The 25,052-nt window shown below is 38.5% G+C and carries 23 protein-coding genes; 16 read left to right on the forward strand and 7 right to left on the reverse strand.

All coding sequences use genetic code 11. The features are described 5' to 3' along the window. Positions 1 to 2 precede the first annotated feature (2 nt). On the reverse strand, positions 3 to 2,636 hold the full coding sequence (locus Q0058_RS03395) for a DUF5916 domain-containing protein (RefSeq protein ID WP_298221327.1): 2,634 nt from the start codon (positions 2,634 to 2,636) through the stop codon (positions 3 to 5). 253 nt (positions 2,637 to 2,889) lie between these two features. Here Q0058_RS03395 and Q0058_RS03400 point away from each other — a divergent pair, with 253 nt between their 5' ends. The 4 genes from Q0058_RS03400 to Q0058_RS03415 are packed head-to-tail and all read left to right on the forward strand — an operon-like array spanning position 2,890 to position 7,387. Then, positions 2,890 to 3,792, forward strand: coding sequence for a nucleotidyltransferase domain-containing protein (locus tag Q0058_RS03400; protein ID WP_298221328.1), 903 nt, complete (start codon positions 2,890 to 2,892; stop codon positions 3,790 to 3,792). Beyond that, positions 3,785 to 5,245, forward strand: coding sequence for a radical SAM protein (locus Q0058_RS03405; protein ID WP_298221329.1), 1,461 nt, complete (start codon positions 3,785 to 3,787; stop codon positions 5,243 to 5,245). Before Q0058_RS03400 ends, Q0058_RS03405 begins: the two co-directional genes overlap by 8 nt. Continuing rightward, a complete protein-coding gene (locus tag Q0058_RS03410; RefSeq protein ID WP_298221330.1) occupies positions 5,235 to 6,017 on the forward strand; it encodes a class I SAM-dependent methyltransferase in 783 nt (260 codons plus the stop codon). The genes Q0058_RS03405 and Q0058_RS03410 overlap by 11 nt, the downstream gene beginning before the upstream one ends. After that, a complete protein-coding gene (locus Q0058_RS03415; RefSeq protein WP_298221331.1) occupies positions 6,014 to 7,387 on the forward strand; it encodes a radical SAM protein in 1,374 nt (457 codons plus the stop codon). Before Q0058_RS03410 ends, Q0058_RS03415 begins: the two co-directional genes overlap by 4 nt. Before the next feature lie 124 nt (positions 7,388 to 7,511). Here Q0058_RS03415 and Q0058_RS03420 read toward each other — a convergent pair whose 3' ends face one another. Next, positions 7,512 to 8,873, reverse strand: coding sequence for a 3-coathanger stack domain-containing protein (locus Q0058_RS03420; RefSeq protein WP_298221332.1), 1,362 nt, complete (start codon positions 8,871 to 8,873; stop codon positions 7,512 to 7,514). A gap of 31 nt (positions 8,874 to 8,904) precedes the next feature. Beyond that, positions 8,905 to 9,606, reverse strand: coding sequence for a hypothetical protein (locus Q0058_RS03425; RefSeq protein WP_298221333.1), 702 nt, complete (start codon positions 9,604 to 9,606; stop codon positions 8,905 to 8,907). Between the two features lie 110 nt (positions 9,607 to 9,716). Between Q0058_RS03425 and Q0058_RS03430 the strand changes: the two genes are divergently transcribed. Next, a complete protein-coding gene (locus Q0058_RS03430) occupies positions 9,717 to 11,390 on the forward strand; it encodes an ABC transporter ATP-binding protein (protein ID WP_298221334.1) in 1,674 nt (557 codons plus the stop codon). Between the two features lies 1 nt (position 11,391). Beyond that, positions 11,392 to 12,441, forward strand: a complete 1,050-nt coding sequence (locus Q0058_RS03435; RefSeq protein WP_298221335.1) for a glycosyltransferase family 4 protein — start codon at positions 11,392 to 11,394, stop codon at positions 12,439 to 12,441. 1 nt (position 12,442) lies between these two features. Here Q0058_RS03435 and Q0058_RS03440 read toward each other — a convergent pair whose 3' ends face one another. From Q0058_RS03440 to Q0058_RS03450, 3 genes are read right to left on the reverse strand one after another with little or no spacing between them, the layout of a single operon-like run. Then, positions 12,443 to 13,483, reverse strand: a complete 1,041-nt coding sequence (locus Q0058_RS03440) for a glycosyltransferase family 2 protein (protein WP_298221336.1) — start codon at positions 13,481 to 13,483, stop codon at positions 12,443 to 12,445. Then, on the reverse strand, positions 13,476 to 14,231 hold the full coding sequence (locus tag Q0058_RS03445) for a hypothetical protein (RefSeq protein ID WP_298221337.1): 756 nt from the start codon (positions 14,229 to 14,231) through the stop codon (positions 13,476 to 13,478). Before Q0058_RS03445 ends, Q0058_RS03440 begins: the two co-directional genes overlap by 8 nt. A 3-nt stretch (positions 14,232 to 14,234) precedes the next feature. Beyond that, positions 14,235 to 15,260: a LacI family DNA-binding transcriptional regulator gene (locus Q0058_RS03450; RefSeq protein ID WP_298221338.1), complete on the reverse strand. Its 1,026-nt coding sequence runs from the start codon at positions 15,258 to 15,260 to the stop codon at positions 14,235 to 14,237. A 323-nt stretch (positions 15,261 to 15,583) separates the two neighbouring features. Between Q0058_RS03450 and rplM the strand changes: the two genes are divergently transcribed. From rplM to tsf, 4 genes are all read left to right on the forward strand, one after another. Next, positions 15,584 to 16,039 carry a 50S ribosomal protein L13 gene (rplM, locus tag Q0058_RS03455; protein ID WP_298221339.1) on the forward strand — a complete coding sequence of 152 codons (456 nt, stop codon included), beginning with the start codon at positions 15,584 to 15,586 and terminating at the stop codon, positions 16,037 to 16,039. Then, on the forward strand, positions 16,039 to 16,425 hold the full coding sequence (gene rpsI / locus Q0058_RS03460; protein WP_298221340.1) for a 30S ribosomal protein S9: 387 nt from the start codon (positions 16,039 to 16,041) through the stop codon (positions 16,423 to 16,425). The genes rplM and rpsI overlap by 1 nt, the downstream gene beginning before the upstream one ends. Positions 16,426 to 16,593: 168 nt before the next feature. Further along, complete coding sequence (rpsB, locus tag Q0058_RS03465) at positions 16,594 to 17,436, forward strand: 30S ribosomal protein S2 (RefSeq protein WP_298221341.1); 843 nt, start codon at positions 16,594 to 16,596, stop codon at positions 17,434 to 17,436. A 98-nt stretch (positions 17,437 to 17,534) separates the two neighbouring features. After that, positions 17,535 to 18,359, forward strand: a complete 825-nt coding sequence (tsf, locus tag Q0058_RS03470; protein WP_298221535.1) for a translation elongation factor Ts — start codon at positions 17,535 to 17,537, stop codon at positions 18,357 to 18,359. Positions 18,360 to 18,414: 55 nt separating this feature from the next. Here the strand turns inward: tsf and Q0058_RS03475 are convergent, their stop codons facing one another. After that, positions 18,415 to 19,977, reverse strand: coding sequence for a hypothetical protein (locus Q0058_RS03475; protein WP_298221342.1), 1,563 nt, complete (start codon positions 19,975 to 19,977; stop codon positions 18,415 to 18,417). A gap of 259 nt (positions 19,978 to 20,236) precedes the next feature. Between Q0058_RS03475 and Q0058_RS03480 the strand changes: the two genes are divergently transcribed. From Q0058_RS03480 to Q0058_RS03505, 6 genes are read left to right on the forward strand one after another with little or no spacing between them, the layout of a single operon-like run. Then, the gene (locus Q0058_RS03480; protein ID WP_298221343.1) at positions 20,237 to 20,815 is read left to right on the forward strand and encodes a porin family protein; all 579 of its coding nucleotides are present in this window, start codon (positions 20,237 to 20,239) and stop codon (positions 20,813 to 20,815) included. Between the two features lie 11 nt (positions 20,816 to 20,826). Then, positions 20,827 to 22,044, forward strand: a complete 1,218-nt coding sequence (locus Q0058_RS03485) for a hypothetical protein (RefSeq protein ID WP_298221344.1) — start codon at positions 20,827 to 20,829, stop codon at positions 22,042 to 22,044. A gap of 19 nt (positions 22,045 to 22,063) precedes the next feature. Continuing rightward, on the forward strand, positions 22,064 to 22,582 hold the full coding sequence (locus tag Q0058_RS03490) for a hypothetical protein (RefSeq protein ID WP_298221345.1): 519 nt from the start codon (positions 22,064 to 22,066) through the stop codon (positions 22,580 to 22,582). A 12-nt stretch (positions 22,583 to 22,594) separates the two neighbouring features. Further along, positions 22,595 to 23,077 carry a hypothetical protein gene (locus tag Q0058_RS03495; protein WP_298221346.1) on the forward strand — a complete coding sequence of 161 codons (483 nt, stop codon included), beginning with the start codon at positions 22,595 to 22,597 and terminating at the stop codon, positions 23,075 to 23,077. Between the two features lie 14 nt (positions 23,078 to 23,091). After that, entirely contained in the window at positions 23,092 to 24,045 is a 954-nt protein-coding gene (locus tag Q0058_RS03500) for a DUF6175 family protein (RefSeq protein WP_298221536.1), read from the forward strand. 12 nt (positions 24,046 to 24,057) lie between these two features. Continuing rightward, entirely contained in the window at positions 24,058 to 25,032 is a 975-nt protein-coding gene (locus Q0058_RS03505) for a hypothetical protein (RefSeq protein WP_298221347.1), read from the forward strand. Positions 25,033 to 25,052 lie beyond the last annotated feature (20 nt).

The raw sequence follows: 25,052 nt of genomic DNA on the forward strand, positions 1-25,052 counted from the left end.
CGTTACAAAACAAATCGGTACGTTGCTTTAATCAGGAAAATGTTCTCGGGTTTTCTGCGGAAAATCTGATCATTGATGCCCGAAAACAAATCATCGCGCGTGTTGGCGTCGCCGAAAATCCCTTGCGACCAAACCAAAAAGATTTCAGAACCCGGAATGTATTCCCAACGTAATACGAGATTCGAATTGAACGAAACCTGCGAGAAATCAGGGTTGTCAAAACTGTATTCGGATGTTCCGTCTTCGTTTTCATCGACAGAATATTGATTCGCGGCTTCATTAAAAGAAATCTGATTCGGAGTATATAAAGTAATTCTGTCGCCATAATATTTCGCTCTGGCATCGCTGACATAATTGAACGATTTGTAAGTTCCTTTTGAAATAAAAGGCTGACCATAATATTGAATCGTCAAATTAGGATTGATGCAGTAATTCAAACGAATTGTCGCGTTTAAAGTCTGTTGCGATAATGCCGCGGTAACATATCTTCGCGTCGGCCCAAAACCGGCATCCGGCACAAACTGCGTTTTGCTTTTGTTGATTTGGAAATTAGGACTGAACGAAATCGTCAGCGCATTAATTGGTTGGTAAGTGATTCCGGCATCATATTCCATGTAAGAAAAAGAGCTATTCCTGCCTTCGGAATGATAGATTCCGCCATAGAAACTGATTTTTTTTCGGCCGTCAGAGCTAAAATTGATGTACTGAAAAAACTCTTCTGAATACCGAAAACGTGGGCCGCCTTGCAAAACCGTATTGGTATAAATTCTTGGTTTATAAACGAGTTCTCCGTTGAAATTCCAATTGTTTTTGAGGTTGGCATTACTCGTTAAAGTATATTGTACCCTGTTGAAATTCCCGTCGAAATCATAACTCGAAAACTGCTCGAAACGGTTGAATATTTTTCGGAATTTCCCAAACGGCTTTAAGGTTTGATAAGTCACAATTCCAAACTGACGGATTTCATCAGCTTGTCTTAAAAACCCGACATCATTGAGTTCCAATTCGGGTGAACGCCACATCATGATTCCCGTGTAACGCCAATGCCCAATACTTGATTTTCCGATTTCAAAACGCCCGCCGGTTCCGGTCAGCGAGGTTCTGTTTGTGTCCACTTCAACATGACTGGCATCAACGCGCTGAAACAAATGCGTCAGGCTTGTTTGGGTTCTGGCGATAGCTTCTTTACTACCTTCAACGTGGCTGGCTGAAAAATTTCCGGAAAAATAATACTTTCTGTTGCTCCAATTGTGTTGAAAATCAATGCCGCCCGAATAAGCTGATTTTCTTAAGAAGTTCAGTTCTTCACCTTGTAAACTTCTATTCGTAGCTGTGAAAATTCCGCCGATAAAACTGTTTCGGTTGTTGAAATCCTTTTGAACCCTACCGACTAGATAATTGGTCAATGGCTCCACAATTTCTTTTCTTCTGTCACCCGCATTATCGACTTCGGCAAATTCTTTGTCGGTGATGCTTTCAAGAATTCCGAACGACCAGCCTTTTTTGGTTTTCCCGCTGAATTTTGCCGCGCCTAAAATGGTGGTGTTGTTGGGTTGGTCTACATATTCACCATCTGAAATATTCGCTCTTCCCTGTGGGCTTCTTCCAATACGTCGCGAATAAAACAAATTGTCTGATCCGTCGGCAAACCTGAAATTGAAGATGTTTTTGTTTTCGACGAAAAACGGGCGTCTTTCCTCAAAGAAAATCTGGAAGCCATCTAAAGCAATCGCTGCCGGATCGGCATCCACTTGTCCGAAATCCGGATTGATGGTGAGGTCTAAAGTCAGATCGTTGGTGACTCCGATTTTGGCATCGAGACCGGCGTCTATTTTAGCATCGCTACCATCGCGGAACGGATTGCCTTTTTCTTCAGGATACGAATTGAGTTGTGAGGCAAAAAAAGGTTGGATTTCGAGTTGCTTTTGCGGTTCTATATCTTTCAGACCATGTAATTCTCCAAATTCGCTGACCCAACCCGGAGCATCTAAAGGTATCCGCTGCCAAGTGGAACGTTCTTCAGCCCTGAAATAACGGCGCTGCACTTGTATGCCCCAGATTTGCTCCTTGTCGTTTCCGAATTTGAGCTGACTGAATGGGATTTTAAGCTCGGCCGTCCAGCCTGCTTCATCGATGTTGGTTTTGAGATACCAAATAGGATTCCAGCTGCCATCCCAATTGTCGCCATTGTTAGAAATGAACTCATCACCTTTGACGCCCGAAACCGATGAAGTGAAAGAGAAACCGGAGCGTTTGTCATGATAACTGTCGATATTGACCTCAACCCAATCGCCTTCAAAACCGTCACGCCGCGACATTCTTTTGACAATGCCCGCGGGATCTTTATCGTAACAGCGGAAAGCGATGTAAAGGTATTTTTTATCGTAAATGATTTTAAACCTGGTTTGTTCGGTGGGTGCCGTATTTTCGTCAGGTTCGCGTTCTGTGAAATCGCTTGACCAATCTACGATATCCCAACATTTTTCTTTGATCAGGCCATCCATTGTTGGCGATTCCACATTATCGAGGGCTTTGGTAGTATATATTTTCCTGGGGATGGCGGGTTTTTCCTGTCCATAAAAAGGATGTACGAGGAAAAATATTGAAATAAAGATTAGTCTTTTGATGCTGCTCATACCACTGAGATTTTGATTTTTTAATAGACATTGAATTGTTTGGGTTGTTACAATTTACTACATTTTTTTACTAATGAAACTACAACGAAGAAGAATACTAGAAATTTTTACGATTCAAAAGTGCAACGCTTTTATCATATTAATGTCTTACAATTATACATTGGCTAGGTAGACAAATAGTATACATTGGTCTTTCACAAGGTTTTATTCAAAAACTATTGCCTAATTTTATCCTGACTAAAACAAACAACCTTTGGAATCATTAAAAACCATATTGTACTTTTCGATTTTTAAATATCCTTTAAAGATAGACGAAATCCACAGCTATACCAACCACAAGGAACTGGCTGAAACAACCCGTGAACTAGAGCATTTGCTCGCCGAAAGAATCCTGACCAAAGTCGATGACTTTTATGTTTACGGCAGCGACCTCGACAGCGTTCCCAGAAGGATGAAAGGAAATGTTCTGGCCCAAAAAGCATTGGTAAAAGCCCGCGAAAAAGCCAATCTTATTTCAAAATTTCCCTACGTGGAAGCCGTCGGCGTTTCAGGTTCGTTGTCTAAAGGCTATTATGACCAGGACAGCGACATCGATTTTTTTGTGATCACCACACACAACAAACTCTGGATTTGCCGGACGTTTCTGATTCTCTATAAAAAGATATTCCTGCTCAATTCGAGGAAATTCTTTTGTGTCAACTATTTCATCTCCTCCGAACAACTCGAAATTGCCGAACAGAACCGGTTTACAGCCACGGAACTCAATACGTTAATTCCGATGCAGGGCAAAGCGCATTTTGAGAAGTTTTACACCAAAAACACTTGGGTGAAGAACTACTTTTCTAAATTCAACACGAATCTGAACCTTGTTCCTGACATCAAAAAACCACTATTTTCAAAAAGCATTGAAGTATTGTTGGACAATGTTATCGGTGATGCAGTTGATTATGCTTTCAAATCGATTACCCTAATCAAATGGAAAGCAAAATTTGATTATCTGACCGAAGAAGATTTCAGAATTGCTTTAAAATCAACGCGGAACATTTCAAAACACCATCCTTCCAATTTTCAAAAAAAAGTTATCTTATCTTTGAATGCCAAACTCGAAGAAGTGCGGCTCAAATTTAACTTGGTTTTACAGCAGGAACATGTCTGAGATTCTTTTTTCGCATTCCTATTATTACAGACTCGACCCAAAGCAATGGAAAAACAAAATGCCTTTCCCGCCTTTGGGCACTTTGTATGCGGCGGCGTTGATGCGTAAAAATGGTTATAAAGTAAACTTATTCGACACCAATTTGCTCGACAATCCGAGCAGTATCGTTCCGGCGCTTCAAAAAACCAAACCGAAATATTTGGTGATTTACGATGACGGTTTCAATTACCTCACGAAAATGTGCCTGACCAACATGCGCGAGGCTTGTTTTGAGATGATTTCTCTTGGGAAAAAACACGGTTGCCTTGTGATGGTTTGCAGTTCCGATTCGACGGATCATTATGAAAAATATTTGAGTAAAGGCGCTGATTTCATCATCAAAGGCGAAGGCGAAATCACCTTGCTTGAACTCGTCAATGCCATTGAAACCAACCAACCAACCAATACGATTTCCGGAATTGTTTACAGCGATGGAACGCAAACCATCAACACCTCAAAACGAAACGTACTCCAAAATTTAGATGAATTGCCGCAACCTGCCTGGGATTTGGTCAACATCGAAAGTTATCGGTCGATTTGGAAACAAAGTAAACAGGAATTCACGCTCAATATCGCCACCACGCGCGGCTGTCCGTACAAATGCAATTGGTGCGCGAAACCCATTTACGGCAACCGCTACAATGCGCATTCTCCGGAGTATATAGTCAAGGAAATTGAATATTTGCAACAACAATTTGGCGTCAGACGCTTTTGGATGTGCGACGACATTTTTGGATTGAAACCTCATTGGGTGCAGGAATTTAATCAGCAACTGGAGCAACGTCAATTAAAAATAAAATATTTCATCCAAAGCCGTGTCGATTTGTTATTGAAAGAAGACACGATCGATGCCTTGGCGCAATCCGGTTTGGAAGAAGTCTGGGTAGGCGCCGAAAGTGCCTCACAAAAGATTTTAGACGCGATGGATAAAGGCACCAAAGTCGAAGAAATTTACAAAGCGACACAATTGCTCAAAGCCAAAAACATCAAAGTCGCTTTCTTTTTGCAGTTTGGCTATTTGGGTGAAAACAAATCAGACATTCAAAAAACCATTGCGATGGTCAAGGCATTGCAACCCGACAACATCGGCATTTCAGTTTCATATCCTTTGCCTGGAACCGTGTTTTACGAAAAAGTCAAAGACGATCTCAAACTCAAAGCGAACTGGTCGGATTCTGATGATTTTGAAATGATGTTCAAAGGCACTTATAATTCTGATTTCTATAGAAAACTCCAGCGTTTCGTACATAAGGAATTCAGAAAATCACAAGGCATCGCTAATTTAAAATCGATATTGAAAAACCCGTCTCGACTGAATTTTAAAAATACTATGTCAGTTTTGAAACTTGGCTATTACGTTCCGAGTGTTTTGGTTGACCGTTGGCATTTAAAAATGAACGAAAATGAAAGCTGATTTCGACCAAGCCGCGGCGACTTACGACACGACTTTTACCCATACGGTTATCGGGCAATTGCAACGTGCGTTGGTTTACAATCAGTTGACCCAATTGATTTCCAATCATACAATCCACAAAGTGCTTGAAGTGAATTGCGGTACCGGCGAAGATGCGATTTGGCTCGCCAAACAAGGTTTTGAAGTGACCGCCACGGATATTTCGAAAGCAATGATTGCAACGGCAAAAGCCAAAGAAAATCCAAACGATATTACTTACAGGCAGGCCGACATCAATGATCTTTCGGTTTATTTTCCGAATGAAAAATTCGATCTGATCTTTTCAAACTTTGGCGGATTGAATTGCCTGTCCAAAATCCAGATGGAATTGTTTTTCAAAAATGCGGCGAATTTGCTGACCGAAAAAGGACAATTGATTTTGATAATCATGCCGCGAAACACGCTTTGGGAACAAGGTTATTTTTTGCTCAAAGGGAAATTCGAATCGGTATTCAGACGCAAAAAAGAAAACGCACTAGCCAATGTTGACGGTCAAAAAGTCCTGACCTATTATTATAACCCAAAAGAAACCTTAACTTTAGCTGGTGATTCTTTCGATTTAAAGCAGCAAAATCCAATTGGTTTTTTTGTGCCGCCTTCTTATCTGGAACCGTTTTTCAAAACCAGACCGAGATTCATGGGGCTATTAAACGCTTTGGAAAGAAAAATCACAACCTATAGTTTTTTGGCCAAATATGCCGATCATTACTTAATCGCTTTTGAGAAAAAATGAGTATCCTGCTAACCCACGCTTACTATCTGTCTGCTGATCCGAAGGAACAAAAGATCATGAAACCCTATCCGCCATTGGGTTTGCTGTATGTGTCCGGTTATCTGTTAAGTAAAAATATTGCGAATCACGTCTTCGATTCGACTTTTTCTTCGAAAGCGGAACAACTCGATTTCATTTTGGAAAAGCTACCCAAAGTCATTGCGATCTACACCAATTTGATGACCAAAATCGAAGTGGTTTCGTTAATCCAAACTTTAAAAACCGAACGTTACGGATTTCCGAAAATTATCCTTGGCGGCCCCGATGTGACATACAATATTGACAATTACCTCAACACTGGCGCAGATTTTCTAATCATTGGCGAAGGTGAGGAAACCACTTTTGAATTGTATCATGCCATCATGGCTCAAGGCGATTTTCACAACATCAACGGGATTGCGTTTATCAAAAATGGTTCCGTAATCCAAACACCGGCGAGAACCAAATTCCGCGAACTCGACGATTTGCCTTTGCCGAACCGCGACGCGATTCCGAACGAAAAATACTTGTCGACCTGGAAAAACAACCACGGCGAAAGTTCCATGACCATTTCGACGCAACGCGGTTGTCCTTACACCTGCAAATGGTGCAGCACCGCGGTTTATGGACAAAGTTACCGCAGAAGACCGGCGCATTTGGTGGCACAGGAAATGAAAATGCTCAAAGACCAATACAATCCAGACGCGATTTGGTTTGTTGACGATGTGTTTACGATCAGCCACAAATGGCTCATGGCTTTTCATGAGGAAGTGGTCAAACAAAACGCCCAGATCAGATTTGAATGCATCACCAGAGCCGAACGACTAAATGCGGAAATTCTACGCTTGCTCAAAGAAGCCGGTTGTTTCCGCATCTGGATTGGCGCAGAAAGTGGTTCGCAGAAAGTCATCGATCTGATGGACCGCCGCGTCGATGTAAACCACGTCAAGAAAATGATTCAGGACACCAACGCTTTGGGCATCGAAACCGGAACTTTTGTGATGGTCGGTTATCCCGGTGAAACTGAAGACGATATTCACGAAACGATTCAATATCTGAAAGAAGCGAATCCGACGCATTACACGATTACGATTGCATATCCAATCAAAGGCACTTCGCTTTATAATGAAATTGAAAATGACATTACCGTGAAACCTGATTGGCAAATTTCCACCGATAGGCAAATTGATTTTAAGAGGAAATATTCAAGGAAATATTACGATTACGCGGTGAAGAAAGTGGTGAATGAAGTGGAATCGGATCGCGAATTCAATAAGGGTAATACTCTAAAAGCAATGAAGTTTAAAACGAAATCCATTTTAGCGAGCGCATTGATGAAAATGAATAAATGATTAAAATTTTGTTAGAGGAATTGGGTTTTAGATGCTTCGAAAAATTAAACCCAAAATAAAAACCTCAAACAAAATTATTTGAGGTTTCTATTGGTGAATTTGATTCTATATTCAGGAATTTTTCTTAATTTTTTATCATTTTATTTGCATAAATACTACCGCTTTCTGCATAAACTTTTACAATATAAATTCCTTTTGGCCTATTTTGTATATTGATTAATTGTTCAGATTGATTTTTGAAATTAGATTTGTAAACAATACTCCCGAATAAGTCACTAATTTCAATTACACCTTCATGAATGTTATCAAGTGAAAGGTTAAAAATACCTGAATTTGGATTTGGAATAATTTTTACTTTATTTTCTAAACTCCTTATAAGCATAGTAGCTTTTTCTTCTTCGTTAATCACGCTATTTTCTGCTGATTTTGCTACAAAGCTACCTGAACAACCTTCAATATATGCCCTGAAAGTTGAACCTGATATTGCATTAAAATTAGTAGTGAATGTAACGGAATTGCCCGCATGAAAAATTCCAGTACCGCCATTATTCACAATACTTGAAGACGTAATACTGATTGAGGCTTCCTTGGTAATTGTTTGTCCGGAAAATATTGCGGAAGAAAAATTTAAATTATCAGCACAGATGGTAGTAAAATTTACTGAATTACCATAAAGACCATATAATCCATTAGCGCATCTAGTCCTAATTCTCCAGTCATAGGCTGTTGTGGGATTTAGCCCGCTTAATGTATAGGTTACAACATTAGTGCCTACAGTTGCAGCAGAAATCCATAAACTTGAGGATGTAGTTTTGTATTCAATCTGATAACCAGCGTTCCCAATTACATTGCTCCAATTTAATTGCGCACTATTAAAACTGATGTTTGAGGTTGTCAGTGTAACCGGAGAAGTCAGACTACAAAGATTTGTGAGTACAGCACAAGATCCACTTGTATTCCTTGTAAACAAAACAGTGTAATAATTTTTACCCGCACCGTTTGCCCTTACTGAAACACCCATGCGAGTAAATGATGCAGTTTCAATTGCAGCTCTGTGCGGTGGACTACCAAGCCAAGCATTAACTACGCCAGCTGCAGAAACAAAATTAGAGGCAACAATTTCATCAACACCACCTGCATTAAGCGCACATATAATATTGTTTGCCCTATCAAGAAAGTTATCATGATTAGTAACATTTGCCGCTATCATATAATTATTATGGTCAAGGCAATTATTAGATATATGATTTATAACCGACAAGGTAGACAACCCGATTGATTGCCTATGTTGGTTAATCCGATTCATAACATCTGTTTCTAATTGGCTATAAGTATAAGTAGGTCTACAAGGACAAACTGCGTTAGTAGTATTTTGACCATTATAGCTAATAGGTTCAAAAATTGAACCTGATTCTTCCTGTCCAAAAGATGCTATTGAATAAAGCAGCAGAACCAATACGCTTATTTTGTGTTTTATATTTTTCATAATTCTCATTATTAAATTAAACTATGAAAAATTAGTTATTGATCTTTGCTTCTAACAATTGCATCCTTTTATCTTGAGCTTCAAGTTTTTTGTTCAACTCAATAATATAAAGCGTCAGCTCTTCTATTTTTTCTTGCTGAATACGCGCCATATCACCTACTTCAAAACCATTTTCTTCTACTTCACACGCAGATGGCACATTGGCTAAATGCCCTTTTTCTTGAATTTGTTTTTCTACTTCATCTAAAGTTGGTAGTTGGTAGTCTTTAGTAAAAACATAGTCTGGCCATTGGGCTTGCAATTGTACTTTAAGCTCTTCAGCCATAATTTTACCCCCAACCGCTAGTTTATATCCGCCAGGGTTTAAGGCAGTTCCAATCGACACGCTTCCTCCTGGATTTCCTGCCGTAATTGGATTAACATTCAACACTTTTGTTCCACTATAGGCAAAGAAAAAAGGTTCGCCCGCAGAAAGGTACAACCCGGTGCCGTATTGGCCTGCACCAAATGTTATCCCTTTTGAGTGTCCACTCATTGTAAGCCAACTAGTTGCATTAGCAGGCGCGACTAATTGCAACAGAGGTTCATTTGTGCCGAAAGAACCAGAATATGTCGTTCCTCCGATCACCACTTTGTTGTTGTTTGAGTAAATCGAGTTGGTGCTTGTAGACCATTGTTGTGCGAAAGCTGCGTTCGCTAAAAATAATACGATTAAGAGTGCTGTTTTTTTCATAAGTTTGTTTGTTAAGTTAATTATTCTTCTAAATGTAAGAAAAATTTTAAAACGATTTAAAAGCCGATTAAAATTTAATATAAAAATGATTTGTAGTTAATAAATACGATATGATTCACAAAATAAAAACTACAACTTCTAAAATATCAGCAATAATTCCACGAGAGAAACATTCGCGATTGCTTTGGTTTTTATTGAAAAATATCCTGTTCGGGATTTTAGACCTAATTTCAATTGCGTACTTAATTCCCATTGTCATGTTGCTTTTTGATGCTAGAACTTTTGAATCCATCGCAACTCAATTCCCATTTTTTAAAGTATTGTTATCAGAAATACCCTTGAAGGTTTTTGCACTGTTTTTCATTCTGTTTTATTTTATCAAAATCATCATTCAAACCAAATTCAACACTGCTTTATATGTTTTTTTGTATGAGCTGTCGACTGATTTATCGATTGAAAACACGAACAGTTTCATCAACGAAAGTTTCATACAACATCAAAACATCAACAAAGGTTCTGTTTTGCAAAATGTCACCAATGTTCCTGAAGATTTCTCGATTCGTTATCTGTTGTCAATCCTGAACTTAATTACCGAATCGATTGTCTTGTCTATTTTAGTGTCGGCGTTGCTTTTTCTCTATTTTAAAATCACCCTGATGGCCATACTTGTTTTATCTTTTTTTGCTTTATTCATTTATTTTACCAAGCAAAAGCAAATGACCATTATTAATTCCATTTATCTAAAGACCCAAACCAAGTCTAATGCAGCCTTACTGAATTTATTGGATGGTTATCTGGAAATTAAAAATTCGGGGCATTATGCTTTCTTTTTAGAAAAATTCAGAAAAGAAAAAGCATTATTGAATGACGTCACCGGAAAGTTAGTTTCTTATAATGCGAACTACGCCAAATATCTTGAAATAGTACTAATCGTAAGTGTTGTCGGTTTCGTAATCTTTAATTTTGAAGATAAGAATACCGTCATCATCATTTCGGTGCTCGGCGCATCGAGTTTGAGGTTGATTCCTTCCATCAGTAGAATTCTAAATGCCTTAACTTTAATGAAATCTTATCGATATGCGGTAGATATTCTTTCAAAAAACAGCAACAAAACAGCAATAAAAGCGCAGCACAATACTTTTGAATCAAGCATTAAGCTTGAAAATATTTATTTTAGTTATGATGAAAATAGAATTTTGAATGACATCAACCTAACTATTGAAAAAGGATCATTTATTGGGGTAAAAGGAGATTCCGGAGTTGGAAAAACAACTTTACTGTATCTGATTCTCGGAATTATTCAACCCGAAAAAGGAAGCTTTTATTTCGATGATTTAAAAATGGAAAACACCGATTTTCTTTCCTTCGCCAGCTATGTGCCGCAACAACCATTTCTTTTCAACGGAACCATCATAGACAATATCGTTATGGGGCAAAACCCGGCAGCAATAGATTATGATTATATAGCATACTTGTGTCAAAAGCTGGAGCTTGACAATGTTATAAAAAAGATGACGAATCAATATCAAACCGAAATAACACACGAAAGTTTGCGCTTTTCTGGTGGTCAAAAACAGCGATTGGCACTTGTCAGAGCATTGTATACGAGGCCGAGTTTGTTGATTTTAGATGAAACCACCAACCAACAGGACAAAGAGCTCGAAAATAAAATCTTTACGTTTTTGAAGGAATTAAATGCCAATCAGAAATTGACCATCATTTGCGTTTCTCACAATCCTGCCATTGATGCCTTTTTTGACTCGATTTATGAAATTAAAAACTAAAATGGTCAAGAAACTACTCTTTATAACGCCAATGTTTCCAGTTAACGAATCGGAAGATATTGTTGTGCCATTTATAACACATTTTACAGAGCGATTTGCAGAAACTACTTCTGTAGAAGTCGATGTTATGTCACTTATGTTTCCTCAAATTAAAAAGTATCGTTTTGGTAAAGTACTCGTTTATCCTATTGGAAGTGGTTATAAAAAATCTTTTAGAATTATACCTTATTTTATAATCGCTATTATTAAAGGAATACAACTCCAAAGAAAAAACAAGTATGATGGGGTACTGTGTTTCTGGTATCGCGAATGCGCTTTAATAGGAAAATTTTTGAGTAGATTCTTCAATATAAAACTCCAAGTTTGGATGCTGGGTCAAGATGTTAAAACAGACAATAAATACGTCCCCTTATTAAAGTTGCCTGAAAACGAAATCATCATGATGTCTGAGCATCAAAAAATGATATTTAAAGAAAACTTTCATCTCGATATTAAAACCATTGCTAATGTAGCGATTGATCGCAACAGATTTCCGAAACTAAATCAGAATGAAAGACCGATAACAATTTTGGGGGTTGGAAATCTTAGCATCCTGAAAAACTATTCCTTGTTTGTCGATATTATTGATGAATTGAAAAAAGAAAATCCTTCAATAAAAGCGATGATTTGTGGCGGCGATAGTGGCGAGAAAAAAAACCTCGAAGAAAAAATAATCGCTTTAGATCTGACGGAAAATATAACGCTAACCGGAAGTATTTCTCACAAGGAAGTTTTAAATTATATGAATAATGCTGTTGTCTTTTTACACACTTCCATGTTTGAAGGTGGCGGAACAGTATTGCAGGAAGCTCTATATTCGGGATGTCATGTTATAAGTACGATTCCAATGGAAGATTCTAAATCATTGGAAACCTTTTTTTACAATGAAGACAAACTCGCATTAATCCAAAGAATAATATCCGTTTTAAACAAACCACTTTGCGCTCAAAGGGTTGAGCAATTTAAAATGGAAGGCACTATACAAACTGTTTATGATGCTTTTTATAAGTAGATTATTTTAGTTTTTTGAGACCACTGATTCTTTTTCTCTTAAGCACTTCAATAAGATTATTTGCGAGATTCCAACCCAGAAATTTAGGCAATAGAAGCAATTTTAAAATAATTTTATCTTTGCTTCCCAATATAATTTTCTCAGATTTTACAATGTCGCAGTATTTTTTTAAATATTCAAAAAATGTTTTCCGGACTTTTTTTAAATCACGGACTTTTTTTTGTTCAATAATTTGAATCAAATAATTATCCATTAAAACACTCAAATAGTGTATGGCAATTTTATTTTTTAATACTTCATCTGAACCATATTTCTGGACAATTTTCAATTCTAATTCAAAAACTCTATGCCAATCAATAAGTCTTTTAGGCTCAATTATTCTTCTGGTTATTGAAGCATTTCTTTTGTGAATTTTTAAAAGTGAATCCTTTACAAACGAAACCGTATCGGCAACGAATAAATATTCAAACATAAAAGGCCTGTCATCAAACCACAATCCTTTTTCGAAAACGATTTGTTTGGCTAAATTTGATTTAAAAAGCTTCGCCCAAACATTTTCAGAAATGCCGTGATTAAACATTTCATAGCTCAAATCCTTGGTTTTCGTGATGTTTTGATTTCTTGCTTTCCAACCTGAAACCATTTCAGAAATGCCGTTTTGATTAAAAATAGTGAACATTGAAATTACTAAATCCGCATCGTTTTCAAGCATTTTTTTCAAACAAACACTAACCATTTCGGGTTCCAACTCATCATCGGCATCTAAAAATGTCAGGAATTCTCCGCTAGCATTTTTCAACCCAAAATTTCTGGCTTCGCTATGCCCTGAATTTTCAATGCTTATCATTTTAAATAGCCTAAAATCACTTCTGAATTTTTCTGCTATGGCAACAGAATGATCCGTAGAACCATCATTTATTAAAACAACTTCAAGGTTTTTATGCGTTTGATCTCGAACCGACTGCAAGCATCTCGACAATAATTCTTGCTCATTATAAAAAGCAATGATGATCGAAACTAATGGTTGATTCCTTTCAATCATTGGTATATCTTATTAGTTTTTTAATGATTTGATGGAGATTAAAATTCATCGCCTTGACATCACTTGGCGGATTCCAATTGTCATTTGACAAATCATCAGCAGTGATAATGATACATAACGCATTTAAATTATAAAATGCCGTAAAAGCATAGATTGCGGCACATTCCATATCGACATGCGTTGCTTTTTTTTGAACAAAATAAGATACTAAAGATTTGGTTTCCCGATAAGGCGCATCCGTACTCCAACAAGTCGCTTCCGGTAAATTTAAATTGAATTTTAAATTTTCAAACCATACGCTGTTAGCTGGCTGAAAATTATCTTTTACAGCATAGAAATCAGTAATACCAACGGTTGAAAAACTATTGTTGACCAAAAAAACATCATTTTTCTTGGCACTTTTATCAATCAATCCGGCAAATCCGACAAATATAAAATTTTCAACACCCAACTCCCGAAGTTCTTCCAAAAGTCCGACAATGGCCGGCGAACCATTTCCAAATTCAGAACAAAAAATCACCTTTTGATTGAGTATAAAATTTTGACCGATTAATCCTTTTGTTTTCTTTGATAAAAATCGCGTCTTTCTATTAATGGCATATGGACTCAAAGTGAGCAGGGCTGTTTTTGGTAAAGAACTAAAATTATACTTATTGTTTGCTTTTTTCCAAGAAACAATGGAAGAAGTTTTTAAAACTGAAATTTCTTTCAAAAATTCTTCTGAATTTATAATGGTGTTTTCTTTCATTGCTTACAACTTCCTTGTAGATTCGCGTTGGCGCAATTCCGTTTTGATAATCGTAGTCGCAAACGGCAATTCATCTTCTTCTTTACTTTCAAGCCTTTTAATCAACAACAACGCAGCTGCTTCCCCGATTTCCGGCCCGTGTTGGCTTACGGTAGACAAACTTGGCGTCAACCTTCTCGACCAAACGCCGTCTGCAAAACCAATCATCGAGATTTGCTCGGGAATCTTATAGCCTTTCTTCAATCCCATTTTGTGTGCGGCTACTGAAGCGTGTTCATCCAACGCAAAAACAGCGTCGATTTTCTGGTCGTCGAAGATGGCCTGTGCTTTAGCATCGAAGTCTGTTTCGGAATGCGTACGGACAATAATCTCTTGGTTTAGTTTAATTTTATTAGTTTCCAATGCTTTGAAATAACCGTCTGCGCGAAGTTTTCCCACGCTCAAATTGTCAATCGAAGAAAACAAAGCAATGTCTTTACAACCCAAACGGATCAAATGTTCCGTCGCGTCTCGGGCCGAATCGAAATCATCGACGATGACTTTATCACAAGCGACTTCATCCGAAATCCGGTCGAACATCACGATCGGCGTTCCGCTGTTGATGATTTCATTGAAATGATTGTATTCCTGTTTTTTCTGCGCTTCTTCGGAAACCGACAATATAAAACCGTCAATGGTTCCGTTGTTCAACACTTCCATCGTGTTGATTTCCTTCTCGAGCGATTCGTTAGAAATGCAAGTAATCACGTTGTAGCCTTTTTCTTCCGCGACTTTTTCGATGCCGGTAAACACCTTCGCGAAAAACGGGTTCAATATATTAGGAATGATCACACCAATGGTTTTGGTTTTCCTGTTTTTGAGGTTCAGACCGATCACGTTGGGCTTGTAATTCTTAAGCTTGGCGTATTCCTGAATTTTGACTTTGGTCTGTTCGCTGATTTCCGGGCTGTCATTCAGTGCTTTCGAAACGGTAGACACCGAAACGTGCAATTCTTTGGCGATTTGTTTTAAAGTGGCTTTGGCTTTCATAAGACGAGAATTTGAACCGTAAAAATAACAAAACAATCCTGATAAATCCGCACAAAGCGTTAAGGGAATGTTTTTTTTAAGAGCTGTTTCCCGCTTTTCGTTACAATCTTTTGCGCCGAACAACGGCCCAAAAGGATTTTCGCTACAATCGGGGCTAGGCAAAACTGCGGTTTCTGACGGTTATCGGCTTCATTTCCAAAAAAATAATCCCGCCGAAAAAAAACCTTAAAATAATCTTTTACAGCTATTTGGATTTAAAATAAAATAATGTACTTTTGCAACCCCTTTATTGGGGATGGAATGTTTAATTTAAATTAATTATTGTGGACGCATTAAGTTACAAGACAATTTCAGCGAACAAATCCAACGTCTCGAAAGAGTGGATTGTTGTAGATGCTGACGGTCACAACTTGGGACGCCTTGCTTCAAAAGTCGCTATGATTTTAAGAGGTAAGTATAAGCCAAGTTACACACCGCACGTAGACTGTGGTGATAACGTAATTGTTATCAACTCAGAAAAAATCAACCTTACAGGTACTAAAATGGATGACAAAATTTACATGCGTCATACAGGGTATCCAGGAGGACAAAGAACCTTGACTGCAAAAGTATTGCAATCAAAAAACCCTGCTACTTTAGTAGAAAAAGCAGTGAAAGGAATGTTGCCTAAAAACAAATTGGGCGCTGAGCTTTTCAGAAATCTAAATGTTGTTGTAGGTCCTGAGCACAAACAAGGCGCTCAAAAACCTAAAACTGTTAACCTTAACGATCTTAAGTAATGGGAGTAATTCACAAAATCGGTAGAAGAAAAACCGCTGTTGCACGTGTTTACGTTTCTGAAGGAACGGGTAAAATCACGGTGAACAAAAAAGAATTCGCAACTTATTTCCCAACGGCTACTTTACAGTACAAAGTATTACAACCGATGTCTATGACAGAGAACGTAAACAACTTCGATGTAAAAGTAAACGTATACGGAGGTGGTTCAACAGGACAAGCAGAAGCTGTACGTATGGCTTTGGCGCGCGTCATGTGTGAAGTTGGCGAAGGAAACAGAGCAATCTTGAAACCAGAAGGTTTGTTGACAAGAGATCCAAGAATGGTAGAGCGTAAAAAATTCGGTCAGAAAAAAGCGCGTAAAAGATTCCAGTTCTCTAAACGTTAATATTGCCTGTCTTGTCTTTATCGGACAAGACTTCAGATTAGTAAATTTAAAAACAATGTTGTTGTTGTCCTGATTCGTCAGGAAATTAGTTTAGCATCTAAATTTTTAAGACCATCGCAAGAGCTACTTAGAAATTGCTAATTCAACAGAACGTAAACTAAGAAAAAAATGTCACAAAAAGTAGAAGTAAAAGAATTACTGGAAGCAGGTGTACACTTCGGACACATGACCAGAAAATGGGACCCGAACATGGCTCCTTACATTTATATGGAACGTAATGGAATTCACATTATCAACCTATATAAAACGGCAGCGAAAATTGAAGAGGCTAACGAAGCCATGAAAAAAATCGCTGCATCAGGTAGAAAAATCTTATTCGTAGCTACCAAAAAACAAGCAAAAGATATCGTTGCTGAAAAAGCAAAATCTGCCAATATGCCTTACATCACGGAAAGATGGCCAGGCGGAATGTTGACCAACTTCGTTACGATTCGTAAAGCCGTTAAGAAAATGGCTTCTATCGATAAGATGAAGAAAGACGGAACATTCATGACCCTTTCTAAAAAAGAGCGTTTGCAGGTAGATCGTCTTCGTGCTAAATTAGAGAAAAACCTAGGTTCAATCGCCGATATGTCTAGACTTCCGGCTGCATTGTTCGTAGTTGATATAAAAGCGGAACACATCGCAATTAAAGAAGCACAAAAATTAAACATTCCAGTTTTCGCCATGGTGGATACTAACTCTGATCCACGTGAAGTGGATTACGTTATCCCAGCCAACGACGATGCTTCTAAATCAATCGATAAAATCTTATCATTAGTAACTGCTGCGGTAATCGACGGTTTGTCAAACAGAAATGCTGACGCCATCGTGGATGAGCAAACTGAAGAAGTAGCTGACGAGGCTGCAGAAGTAGTAGCAGAAGCTCCAGCGGTAGAAGCTGCTCCGGCAGTAGAAGAAGTAGCTGAAGTAGCTGCTCCTGAAGCTGAAGAAGAAAAAACAGAAGAATAAATAACATTTAGTTAAAGTCGTTTTGCTGATGCATGTTTACTTTAGTAGCCATTCTCAACAAAGCGACTTTTTTTATAAACTTTAAAAAAACAAAAATGATGGCAACAATTACTGCTGCAGACGTAAATAAATTAAGAACCATCACCGGTGCCGGAATGATGGATTGCAAAAAAGCATTGGTTGAATCAGACGGAGATTTCGATTTAGCGATTGAAAACCTACGTAAAAAAGGACAAAAAGTAGCGGCCAACCGTTCGGACAGAGAATCTACCGAAGGTGCTGCCATCGCTGTAGTAAGCGCTGATAAAAAAGAAGGTATCGTGATCACACTAAACTGTGAGACTGACTTCGTAGGTAAAAACGAAGGTTTCGTAAAATTGGCTACCGATTTGGCTAATCTTGCGTTGCAACACACTTCAAAAGATACTTTCTTGGCGGCTGATTTCAACGGAATCACTGTGGCTGAAAAACTAATAGAGCAAACCGGAGTGATCGGAGAAAAAATCGAAATCGGTTCTTTCGAAAGATTGTCTGGTGCTTTCGTAGGCTCATACATCCACGCTGGAAACAAAATTGCTACATTGGTAGCCCTTTCTGCTAACGTTGACGGCGCTGAAGAAGCTTCAAGAAACGTGGCGATGCAAGCTGCAGCGATGAACCCAATCGCTTTAGACGAAAACGGTGTTGATGCCGATACGATTGCTAAAGAAATTGAAATCGCTAAAGACCAATTGCGTCAGGAAGGCAAACCGGAAGCTATGTTAGACAATATCGCTAAAGGAAAACTTAACCGTTTCTTCAAAGACAATACTTTGGTAAACCAAGATTATATCAAAGATAGTTCTATGAGCGTTGCCGCTTACATCAAGTCGGTAGATGCTAATTTGACTGTTACAGGTTTCAAAAGAGCTGCTTTAGGATAATCCATCCAAGCCTTAATATAAAAATCCCGTCTTGTGAATATGAGACGGGATTTTTTTATACTAAAATTTTCTTCAACCCTTCTGCGATACTTCGCCACAGCAAGTTGTAAAATGATTTTTCGGGGATGCGCTCCACTTCAATATGCGCGTCTTTGACCTTCTCTTTCGTGTCTTTTTTGACGAAGATACTGGCCACAAAAGTCAGCAATTTGTTTTTCTTTTTACGATCGTCTTTTTTGTAGATGGCCAGTTTAAGATCGTCATATTTCACAGCAAAATCCCCAGCAGCATGTCGGTCATTTCCTGTAAAATTGAAATGCACTTCATCCATCAAACCTTTGGCTGTAACATTGAGATGTGGTTTGCTGAAAGGCGTAATCTTATCGATATCAAAATGACTCAATGTTCCTTTGATTTGGAAACCGTCGCTTTGATCCATAACATTAAATTTCCAGTCGATGGCAAGAGGCGATACATTCATAAACCTGCAATTGATTTTGATGTTAAGATCCGGCAGTTTTTGTTTTTTAAAACCGCTACAAATATGGTTTGCCGTTAAATTGAATTGGCTGAAACTAAGTTTTCCCGAAACGGCTTCCGATGCTTTTTGCTCTTCATATTCCAACATCGAACGGCGGATTTTAAGGGTGTCTATTTTCAAATCGAACTTTAAATCGCGCAACAATTTATTATACAGATACTTTTTATTCAGATCATCCGCCGGTTGTTTAGAACGGTAAATATTAGCAGCTACAAGATCTAAAGCAACGGTATTGCTGTGAAAGAAAAAATCATTTCCGTTAAAACCCCAATCGATTTTAGAAGCGGAAATGGAGTCGCAAAGCACCGTAAAAAGATCGCGCTCTTTTGGAATTTTCGCAACAAACGCACGCCGTGAATATTCCGGAATCATTTCAAAATGGCGCACTTTAAAATCGGTTTTCGAAGCTTTAATTCGTTTAGTGCGAATATGATAAAACGCATTCGGACGATAGTAAAGACGGTCACAACTAAGCTTATAATTCCTAAATTGAAAAGGAATTTTTTGTTCGAGAATATGATCCGTAATCAGAATCCCATCAAGTTGGAGGTTAATGTTATGAACGCTTAAAATCGGCGTGTTATTCTTAACATACATGATTTTCAAATCGCCATGATGCAGGAAAATATTGGGCACGGCTATGATTTTTTCAAACGGCGCCACCACCGATTTACGAATGCTTTTGGAATCGTTGATTACTTTTTCATTTTTCTTGTAAAGCATCAGTTTAGGCTGATCAATGATGATGCTTTCGGCTTTAATTTTATCCCGAAAAACCAAGTCCCAGCTTTTAAAACCTTTAACCTCGATAGTCCGAACTTTTGCATAAATACCGGCTTTTTGAAGCGTGTCTTTTAATGCCGCTTTAGGAACAATAATGACATCCGTGGCAAGTATGTTGCTATTTAACAAAGAAACTTCAAGGTTTTTATAAGTAACAGAATAGGCCGAATCATTTTCGTTGTTGATTCTCTTGGGCAATTGGAATTTAATCCACAAATTGAGACCGATGTTCAGCAATACGATTAGCATTACAAAACAACCCAAACCGACAAGAATTTTCCAGTACCATTTCATTGCTTTTAATCTACCGTTATTCCATTAAAATTACGGATAAAAAAATGTAAATCCCGCTATGAAGTGAGTACTTTAAAACAATATATGGACATTATACAAAACGTACTTTTTTCTATAGACTATATAGTGTTTTACACACAAAAAGCACCCGTATTTACTGCATTTCCGTATTTAATTGCGTATGTTAAAAAAATGTCATAAACTTGTGATTCAGAACAAAAAAACAAACATTATTACAAGAATCAAAACAAAACGAATTATGAAAAAAACATTTATTTTATTATTTGCATTATGCTCCGTTCTGGCAGTGAATGCCCAAAAAGACAAGCGTGAGGAAGGCATCAAACTCGGTATCAAAGGCGGTCTAAACGTGGCAAACCTTATGGGTGATGCTAAAGATGTAGCTATCAGAACAAGTATCCATGCAGGTTTGGTTGCCGAAGTCATTGTTAATGACAAATTTTCAATACAACCCGAATTGCTCTATTCAGGTCAAGGAGCCAGTGTGACAAGTGATGGTGGCGGAAGGCTTAAAATAGACTATATCACGCTTCCGGTATTGGCAAAATTTCCAATCGCTAAAAGCTTGAGTTTAGAAGCAGGCCCGCAAATTGGATTCCTAGTTTCTGGGAAATACAAAACCAATGATTCTAACGAGAAAATTGAAGATATAAAAACTATAGATTTTGGTTTGGATGCCGGACTAGAGTATGAATTAAATAATGGTGTGTTTTTTCAAGCAAGATATAATTTAGGATTGTCAGATTTAGGATACTTAGGAGACAACAACAGAGCTAGCAATGCTGTAATCCAATTTTCTATTGGAAAATTATTTTAATCTGAACATTGATGAAGAAAAATATCTTACTCGTTATTGCCGTATTCTCTTATACTGCCTCAATAACCGCACAGACAGAAGCAACAAATCCTATCACAAAATACCGTAGAAGTTCGCTTTACACTTTAATGATTGATGACCAAAGCCGACCTTACGCGAATGTGATTAGAGCATCGTTTGAAAAAGGCCCAATTCCGGAAAAATTTAACGACCACAACCTCGGAAGCCGTGTCATTCCAACCACCAATGCAAAAGATGAATCCGGAAATATTACTGCTTTTCTTGAAAACAACCATGTGGCAAGAGATGTTGTCGCCAAATGGTTCAACCGATCTGCTAGAGGTGGCTTCAATATGGATCTGATCAAAAGCCGCGGAAGTTACGATGCTGCCGCACTTGATATTGCCAAAGCGAAAGCAAGCCAAAGAGGTTTGGATGCTGTTGCGGATGCTGGGGAAGAATTGATTAAGAACACCTTTGTTTTGGTCAATGATTACAACTACGTATCAAAAGAAGAAGTGGCCAAAAAAGTAAACGGCTGGCTTGACAAAATCGGCAGTGTTGCCAGTTCTGCAGGCATCAGTGGCGTTGCTGATACCGCTACCCTAACCGCAGGCGCAGTAAGTGTGGCCGGTAAAGGATATGTGGTAAAAACGAATGCTTATCTCTACCGCTTGGTTTGGAATGAAGAAGTGGCTGCGATTTTCTACAACGATTATTGGGCGGATGACAAAACCATTACGGCCGAAAAAAAGAAAGCTTTTGAGGATTCCAACATTTTTAAATTCGAACTTATTGGTTCGGATACTTCCTGGGCTGATGTGCAATCCACCGTTTTCACCAAGAAGACTGAAGAAGAACTGATCGAAAAAGCAACCATTAAAGCCATTGATGCGGTCATTGTAAAACTTCAGAAAAACCATGATGAGTTCAAAACCAAAACGCCTTTATACAGCGGCGAACCCATCACCGCCAAAATCGGTTTGAAGGAAGGATTGACCGAAAAATCAAAATTTGATGTGCTAGAACAGCGTCAAGACAAAAACGGCAAAACCGAATATGTAGTGGTAGGTTCTCTAAAAGTTGACGACAGCCAACCGATATGGGACAACCGTTATGGTGCTGACGAAGAAAACCCAAACAGCGCGACCGACAGGACTTTCTTCAAAAAAACCAGTGGCGGAACGTTTTATTCCGGAATGCTGATCGTCCAAAAGAAAGGAAAATAATAATTTAAAACAAACAAAAATGAAAACGAAACAATTAATGACCCTGGTGCTTTTAGTATTTACGACTGCTATTTTCGCGCAATCAGGAAAACAAAAGAAAGCCGACAAAGCCACAAGAGAATGGCGTTATGAGGTCGAATGCGCCGGTATTGGCAAAGACGGAACTTACCTTATCAAAGTTTGGTCGTATTCCAAAAAAGCAGATATTGCGATTACTCAAGCTAAGAAAAATGCCGTTCACGGTGTAATCTTCAAAGGTTTTTCTGGTGGCGGACAAGGCTGCACTTCGCAAAGAGCCTTGGCTTCAAACCCAAATATTGAGGAAGAAAAAGCTGATTTCTTTGATCCTTTCTTTGAAGAAGGCGGAAAATATATGAAATACGTTTCTGAATCTTCAGACGGAAATGTTGATGCAAACGACCGTGTAAAAGTCGGTAAAGAATATAAAATCGGCGTGATTGTTTCGGTTCAAAAAGATGCTTTGCGCAAAGATTTGGAAGCGGCAGGAATTATTAAAGGATTATCTTCTGGATTTTAAAAATAAAACGATATGAAACTTAAAATAGCACTTTTTGCAATATTGTTGTCTACTTCGGCAATCTATTCACAAAAGAAAATCGCCGGAAATTACGGATACAAAACAGAATGTATGGGCGTTGAAGGAGATGGTTCAGCCACCGTAAAGGCATGGGGAAATGGTAGAAACCGATCTGATGCTGTAGAGCAAGCGAAAAAGAACGCCATCCGCGACATCATTTTCTACGGTCTGATAGAAGGCAAACAGGACTGCAAACAAAAACCTTTGATTTTTGAAGTCAATGCCGAAGAGAAATATGAAGATTATTTCAACAAATTTTTTGCTGATGGCGGGGAATTTAAAAACTACATTTCACTTCGTGACGAGAGAATTCTGGACAAAGTAAGCCGTGACAGAAAAAAAGGCCGTGGCAGCGTCACCAACGGATTTATCGTAAGGGTACTTCGTTCAGAACTCAAAGCAAAATTAATCGCTGACGGTATTATTAAACAATAAAGCAGTATATCATGATGAAAAATCGATTCAAAAAAATAGTTACACTATTAGCCGTCCTATGTCTAAGCTTTGCTTTCGGACAGGCTAAAAAACCGACCATTATGGTAGTGCCAAGCGATGTTTGGTGCAGTACCAATGGCTATATGACTTCGTACAACAACCAGGGAACCGTGACTAAAATCCCTGATTTAAAAAGGGCATTTCAGGAAAACGCTGCCTTGGTTCAGGTTATCGCTAAAATTAATACCTTAATGATGGACCGTGGTTTTCCGTTGAAAGACATGTCTTCCGCATTGAAAACCTTAGAATCTGAAAGCGCTGAAAACGCGATGTTGAGTTCTAAAACTGGTGCTGGTGTAGCGGAATCACCCATTGACAAATTGAAGAAAGTAGCGAAGGCCGACATCATTATGGAATTGACCTACACGATCAATACCACAGGCCCAAAAAAATCCGTAAGCTACACTTTAAGAGGATTGGATGCTTATACCGACAAACAAATTGCCGGAGATAGCGGAACCGGGGCACCTTCTTTTTCTGCTGAATTACCAGTATTGTTAGAAGAAGCGGTTTTGGCGCATATAGACAATTTTAACGCACAATTGCAAGCCCATTTTGATGATATGTTTGCCAATGGTCGTGAAATCATCGTAAGAATCAAGAAGTTTGATTCGTGGCCGGATGATCTTGAAAAAGAATATGACGGAAAAGAATTGGGCACCATCATAGAAGACTGGATGACTGCCAATACTGTTAAAGGAAGATACAGCTTAACCGATTCTACCGAAGGGATGCAATTGTATGAGCAAGTTCGTATTCCTTTGTATGATGCTACAGGAAAAGCGACTGACGCAAGAGGTTTCCTGAAAGGACTTCAGACTTTCCTAAAAGCACCGCCATATAGCATTACCAATAAATTAACGATGAAAGGTTTAGGACAAGCCGTTATTGTCTTGGGCGAAAAATAAAAATCAAACACTATGAAAAATTTAATCCATAAAATCACTTGCTGCGTCGCAGTACTTGGATTTATCACTTTAACGATGGCTCAGGAATCTTCTACGAGTGCCGGTGCTCTGGGCAGAGTTTCCATTACTCCTTATGTTCCGGACCAACTCGAAGGTTTGCCTTCAGGTGCCTCGAACATGTTAATGAATAAACTAAACCAAATCGTTACGGCCAATGGAATTTCAGGCAATGCCAACTCCAGATTTATCATTACGCCGGATATTGATGTGGCTACTAAAGATCTGTTGGGTACGGCTCCTCCGATGACCGCGTTAACTTTAAATGTAAATTTTTACATCGGTGACGGCTACGAAGGAAAAAAATACGCCACGCAAACCGTGACTGTAAAAGGCGTCGGAATCAATGAAACCAAAGCTTACATGGATGCCATCAAGAACATCAAACCCAACGATGCCGGAATTCAGAGTTTCGTTTCCGGAGCCAAAACCAAAATCATCAATTACTACAATGAAAGATGCGGTCAGATTATCAATGAGGCTAAAGCTCTGGAATCTCAATCGAATTTCGAAGGCGCTCTAATGAAACTGACCTCTGTGCCTGAAGAAGCTACGGAATGCTACAACAAAAGTATGGCGGCGGTAGCTCCTTTGTGGAAAAAGTATATCGAACGCGATTGCAAACTCAAAATGAGTGAAGCCAACACCAAATGGAACGCCAACCAAAGCTGGGAAACGGCGAATGAAGTGGGTGGTATCTTGAGTTCCATTGATCCTGAAGCGTCTTGCTACAAAGAAGCTAAAGCGTTAAACGACAAAATCGGAAAACGCGTACTGGAAATCGACAAAAGAGAATGGAACTACAAAATGGAAATTGATGTGAACCTCGAAAGAGACCGCATCAAAGCCATCCGCGATATCGGTGTAGCCTACGGAAACGGACAACCAAAAAGTGTCGCTTACAACATTATCGGTTGGGGACACCACTAAAAATTTCTTTACCGAAAAAA

This window comes from Flavobacterium sp., assembly GCF_027484705.1.
Classification (GTDB): domain Bacteria; phylum Bacteroidota; class Bacteroidia; order Flavobacteriales; family Flavobacteriaceae; genus Flavobacterium.